Annotated in this window: 5 protein-coding genes; all 5 read left to right on the top strand. The window is 47.0% G+C overall.

The window, feature by feature from the left end; translation table 11 throughout:
• The first annotated feature begins 458 nt into the window (after positions 1–458).
• Complete coding sequence (locus IQ263_RS27385; RefSeq protein ID WP_194071201.1) at positions 459–1,364, top strand: CoB--CoM heterodisulfide reductase iron-sulfur subunit B family protein; 906 nt, start codon at positions 459–461, stop codon at positions 1,362–1,364.
• A gap of 338 nt (positions 1,365–1,702) precedes the next feature.
• Positions 1,703–2,917: a chloride channel protein gene (locus IQ263_RS27380; protein ID WP_194071200.1), complete on the top strand. Its 1,215-nt coding sequence runs from the start codon at positions 1,703–1,705 to the stop codon at positions 2,915–2,917.
• Between the two features lie 43 nt (positions 2,918–2,960).
• On the top strand, positions 2,961–3,410 hold the full coding sequence (locus IQ263_RS27375; RefSeq protein WP_194071199.1) for a hypothetical protein: 450 nt from the start codon (positions 2,961–2,963) through the stop codon (positions 3,408–3,410).
• Positions 3,411–3,513: 103 nt separating this feature from the next.
• Positions 3,514–3,759: a photosystem I iron-sulfur center protein PsaC gene (gene psaC, locus IQ263_RS27370; RefSeq protein ID WP_015175986.1), complete on the top strand. Its 246-nt coding sequence runs from the start codon at positions 3,514–3,516 to the stop codon at positions 3,757–3,759.
• Between the two features lie 161 nt (positions 3,760–3,920).
• On the top strand, positions 3,921–5,864 hold the full coding sequence (gene glmS / locus IQ263_RS27365; RefSeq protein WP_194071198.1) for a glutamine--fructose-6-phosphate transaminase (isomerizing): 1,944 nt from the start codon (positions 3,921–3,923) through the stop codon (positions 5,862–5,864).
• The last annotated feature ends 131 nt before the right edge of the window (positions 5,865–5,995 follow it).

The following is a 5,995-nucleotide window of genomic DNA, read 5'->3' as shown; positions in this document are numbered from 1 at the left end:
GGGAGATGGGGAGATAGGGAGATGGGGAGAGGAGGAGATGGGGAGATAGGGAGATGGGGAGAGGAGGAGATGGGGAGATGATTTTTGCTCAAGTAATCGAAATATACAATTTCAATCTATAGCGGTTCGATCGCGTGGTGCCATGCCCCATGCCCCATGCCCGATGCCCACGGAGGCCACGGAGGCCTATCCCGGATAGTACCTCCTATGAGATCTCGAAAGGCTATAGTAGCAACTTACTCATACCATTTGAGATTTGAGATTTGAGATTGGGATTACTGACTGGATACGGGTTTTAAGTTTTTTTACAGTTGCATCCTTTGGGTAAATCGGTCTGAAAATTCTTGAGAAAAGCTGACAATTCACCCCTAGCTAGACTCTGATGCGGTAATTGTGGAGAGGAAATCCGATCGCCCTTATCCCTTGTCCCGAACCTTGTCTCCCCAGCAGAAACGACTATGCCATCCCCAACTCTCAAATATGCTTACTTTCCCGGTTGCGTAGCCCAAGGGGCCGCCCGCGAACTTTACCAGTCTACCCAAGCGCTAACTCAAGCCTTGGGCATTGAACTGGTGGAACTCAAGAAAGCTTCCTGCTGCGGTTCTGGCACTTTCAAGGAAGATTCGCAGTTGCTCGAAGATACCGTCAACGCCCGGAATATTGCCTTGGCCGAGCAACTGAATCTGCCTTTACTCACCCATTGCAGCACTTGTCAAGGGGTCATCGGTCATGTGGACGATCGCCTCAAGCAATCCCAAAAGACCTATCGACCTTACCTCGAAAAAGTCAACGGTTTGCTCGAAAAACAAGGCTGTTCGCCCTACCAAGGCAGTACCGAGGTGAAACATCTCCTGTGGGCGATCGTTGCCGACTACGGCCTGGAGGAAGTGCAGAAGCGAGTCACCCGCAAGCTTTCCGGTTTGAAGTGCGCGTCTTTTTACGGATGCTATCTGCTGCGAGCTCAGGAACATTTGGCTTACGATGACCCGCACCAACCGGAATCGATGGAAAATGTGTTTCGGGCGATCGGCGCAACTCCCGTTTACTATCGAGGGCGGACGCAGTGCTGCGGCTGGCCGCTGGCGAGTTATGCCACTAACCAATCTTTTGCGATGGCTGGAAAACACATTCAAGATGCTATTGACAATGGCGCTGATTGTATGGTAACTCCTTGTCCGCTGTGTCATTTAAATTTGGATTCGCGGCAGCCGGAGGTGGAAAAAGCGATCGATCGCAAATTGGGTTTGCCGGTGCTGCATTTGCCGCAATTGGTGGCTTTGGCTTTGGGCGTGAATCCGAAACAACTGGGACTCGATCGGCATATTGTTTCCACTAAGCCCGTGTTAGAAAAATTAGGCTTTTAGTCGATCGATTTGCACCAGTTTGCAGCAATACTAATTATCAAAAAATTTGCAACAGTTGGTATAGAAGACAGTTCACCCAAATCTTTGCTAAAAGCCAGAATCTCAAACAACAAGCCCTGACAACTGTTGCAGCAGTTTGGGAAATTAGCATAAAAACTTGAGTTTTTACTCAAATCAAATCCGGTTAGATCGGAATTATACAGAGCCCGCGAGCTTTCGGCTCGATCGGGCTCATACATTTTTGAGTCAACACAAGATACAGACCAAAAAACAGTATACTATTATACAAAATAGTTTTAAGACTTCCTAACTTCCTAGTTAGAGACAAGGAACAAGCAATGAAACGAAACCCAATAAATCTCACACGTTCGGTATTGCTATGGGCAATGCTAGGCATCATTTGTGGTTTATTTGCTGCAACGTATTGGATATGTTTGTCTTACATGATGCGGGGATTTGAAAATTTTAGTGGAGGTTATCTACTAATCGTCATGCCCCTTGCTGGTTTGCTCATCGGTTTGATCATTCATTGGCTGGGAAATCCTGGGGAAATTGGGTTGATTATTGACAATATTCATCTCAAGGGTGGACGATTACCAATGAATGAAAATCCTTCGATGATTCTGTCGTCGCTACTCAGTATTGCCAGTGGAGGCAGTGCTGGCCCAGAATCGCCAATGGTGCAAGTCACAGGTTCAATTGGTACCTGGTTAGCCGATCGCTTTAAATTAAGCGGAGAAGCACTGCGAACTTTGAGTCTTGCTGGTATGGCCTCTGGTTTTACAGTTTTGTTCGGCGCTCCTTTAGGCGGTACTTTTTTTGCTTTAGAAATCCTGCATCATCAGAATGTTGTAGAGTATTTTGAAGCAATATTGCCTGCGGTAGTGGCAAGTTGTGCGAGTTACACCATCTTTGTCGCAATTACTCAGCTTGGACTTGGGCCTACCTGGAATTTTCCTCAGTACAATGTGGACAGTCTTTATGACTTTGGCGCAGCGATTGCTTATGGAATCGTAGGGGCGATTATGGGGTGGTTTTTTATCGCTGTATTTCGCAGTGTTGGTCGCTTGTTTGATTCGATACACAGTCCCATTTATGTACGAACTACTTTAGCCGGACTAGCACTTGGTAGTTTATCAGCTTTCTTTCCGCTCACTCGTTTCTTTGGGGAGCATCAAATAGAAAAAATTGTTGAGGGAAACTTTTCTCTGACATTTCTATTGACTTTAGTTGTTGCTAAAGTATTTGCTATTAGTGTGACTATCAATGGGGGCTGGCGAGGGGGAATAATCATTCCGCTATTTTTTATAGGAGCCTGTTTAGGAAAGGCAATCACCATTATGAATCCTATCGGCTCGAATGAGACTTTGGCAATGATTTGTGTAATGGCTGCTTTGAATTCAACGGTTACTCGCACTCCAATTAGTACAACTCTGCTCCTCGCGAAGTTGACAGGGTTAAGCACTTTTACACCGATTCTATTTGCTAGTCTCGTGGGTTTTTTCTTAGCTCCCCGATCTCCCTTCATTGCCTCACAGCGTAAAGTAGATTGACAAACGGGTAAAATTCCTCTAATAGCTCGTGTAGCGGTAAGCAATGCTTGCAAATTGCGAGTGTAGAGTCTCAAGGCTTCAAGGTTTATGCCATTACAAATGGACTGTTTGCATCAAACAACATCTCGCCGTTGATATTCGTCAATTTGCGGTTTTTTATCTTCACAAAAGCCACGGTTGCCACCGAGTCCGCCTAAAAACGGATACAAGTTTCGACGAATTCGGCTTTGAGTCGATCGATTGGCACGGTTTGGCAGTCAGAATTGGAGTTTTTGCTCAGATCCAATCCGGCGGATCGAAATCATACCGTAGTGCTGTCTCCGGTAGCGTTAAGACCGAATCCGGCGATCGCAATCATACCCTAGTGCTGGAACTCGGGCACGCGAACTCCCTAGGGCGCTCTTCAAGCTACTTCTATGGGACTGGAAGCGTGAATAACTGTGAAGTTTTGTCGCTTTTTGGGGAAGTGCTTCCAGCCACTGCGGTAAACTAACGCTTAACTCTCTGTGCAGGCTATAGCGGTGGCACGTCGCCGTCAAATCTGTTAATCCGCAGAGCTAGCAAATTTTTAGTGACTCGTTGGGAGCCTTTATTCAATGTCTCATTCAGTCAAAATTTACGATACCTGCATCGGCTGCACTCAATGCGTCCGCGCTTGTCCGACTGATGTTTTGGAGATGGTGCCCTGGGATGGCTGCAAAGCGGCTCAGATTGCCTCATCTCCCCGCACAGAAGACTGTGTAGGTTGCAAGCGTTGCGAAACTGCTTGCCCTACCGATTTTCTAAGCATCCGGGTTTACCTGGGAGCAGAAACTACTCGCAGTATGGGTCTAGCCTACTAAATATCGATCGGCACGCCGATCGAATTACGGGCACGTATAGAGGGGGCGATTAAATTGCCCCCTCTCTTTTAGTCGCAAAATCTGAATTTTGTGGCACGAAGAAGCTAAAAATGATAAAACTTGGGTTTTATGGCGATCGCTAAGCAGGAGTTTTACCTTAAATGTGCGGAATCGTTGGCTATATCGGCACGCAAACAGCAAGCGAGATTTTGCTAGCAGGATTGGAGAAACTAGAATACCGGGGCTATGATTCAGCGGGCCTGGCTACCATCTCCGAAGGAGAAATTACCTGCATCCGAGCAAAGGGCAAGTTGCACAACCTCCGGGAAAAGCTAGCAGAGATAGACTCTCCGGCTACCATCGGCATCGGACACACCCGCTGGGCAACTCACGGCAAACCAGAGGAATATAACGCTCACCCTCACATGGACAATAGCGGGCGAATTGCCGTTGTTCAAAATGGCATTGTCGAAAATTATCGCGAGTTGCGGCAAGAATTGACAGCGAAGGGACATAAATTTGTCTCGGATACCGATACAGAAGTTATTCCTCATTTAATAGCTGATTTTTTTGAGGAAGAAAGAAGGCAGAAGGCAGAAGGAAGAAGGAAGAAGGAAGAAGAAAAAGATCCCACAGCAGAGGAAATTGCTGATTTGTCGTTTTTGGAAGTGGTTTCCAAGGTTGTCAATCGGTTAGAAGGAGCTTTTGCGATCGCTGCGATTTGCGCCGACTTTCCAGACGAAATAATTGTTGCCAGACAGCAAGCTCCTTTGGTTATCGGCTTTGGTGCTGGCGAATTTTTCTGCGCTTCCGACACGCCGGCCTTAATATCTCACACCCGCACCGTTTTGTCCTTGGAAAATGGCGAATTGGCTAGGCTAACTCCAATGGGAGTCGAAGTTTACAACTTTACAGGGGAAAGGCTCAAAAAAAGCCCGCGCATCCTTGGTTGGAGTCCGGTTTTAGTCGAAAAACAAGGCTTCAAACACTTCATGCACAAGGAGATTTATGAACAGCCAGCCGTAGTTCGAGCTTGTTTGGATGCTTATTTAGACAGCGATTGGCAGCCGGGAAATCTGCGCTCTCCCATCAATCTCAACTTGCCCGAAGAACTTTGTGCCGATGTTGAACAAATTTCAATTCTCGCCTGCGGAACGAGCTGGCACGCCTCGCTAATTGGCAAATATTTGTTGGAACAGCTAGCGAATATTCCTACTGCGGTGCAGTACGCTTCTGAGTACCGTTACGCACCGGCACCGCTAACAGCAAATACTTTAATTATTGGGGTAACGCAGTCGGGAGAAACGGCAGACACCCTGGCTGCTTTGGGGATGGAACAGCAGCGCCGTGCGGGTTTTACCGATAAATTTCGCGCGAGAATGTTGGGCATTACTAACGGAACAGAAAGCTCGATCGCCCACATGATGCCGCACGTAATCAGCACCCACGCCGGTATAGAAATCGGCGTGGCTGCTACTAAAACTTTTGTCACTCAGTTGATGGCATTCTATTTATTAGCTTTGGATTTAGCGCACCGGCGACAAACAATCAGCACGGAGAGATTGATAGAAATTATTGCTGGTTTGCGCCATTTACCAGGGCAAATTGAGAAGTTTTTGGAGATTCAAGAACAGTATGTGGAGGAATTGTCCCACCAGTTTACCGAAACCCAAGATTTTATATTTTTGGGGCGGGGAATTAACTTTCCGATTGCTTTGGAAGGGGCGCTGAAATTGAAGGAAATTAGCTACATTCACGCTGAAGGATATCCGGCGGGAGAAATGAAACACGGCCCGATCGCCCTTTTGGATGCTAAAGTGCCTGTAGTGGCGATCGCCATGCCCGGAAGCGTCTACGAAAAAGTCCTTTCCAACGCTCAGGAAGCCAAGGCGCGCGACGCACGTTTAATTGGCGTTACCCCGAAGCAGGGCGCAGCGGAAGCCGATATTTTTGACCACGTTTTGCCGGTACCTTTGGTGGATGAATTGTTGTCGCCGATTGTGACAGTAATTCCGCTGCAATTGTTGGCCTATCACATTGCGGCACGTCGGGGTTTGGATGTGGATCAGCCGCGCAATTTGGCGAAGTCGGTGACGGTGGAATAAGGGAAGTCATTAGTCATTAGTCATTAGTCATTAGTCATTAGTCATTAGTCATTAGTCATTAGTCATTAGTCATTAGTCATTAGTCATTAGTCATTAGTCATTAGTCATTAGTCATTAGTCATTAGTCATTA

The organism is Tychonema sp. LEGE 06208 (assembly GCF_015207505.1).
Taxonomy (GTDB): domain Bacteria; phylum Cyanobacteriota; class Cyanobacteriia; order Cyanobacteriales; family Microcoleaceae; genus Microcoleus.
The sequence above is the reverse complement of the archived record's forward strand: the minus strand, read 5'-3'. Positions and strand labels throughout refer to the sequence as shown.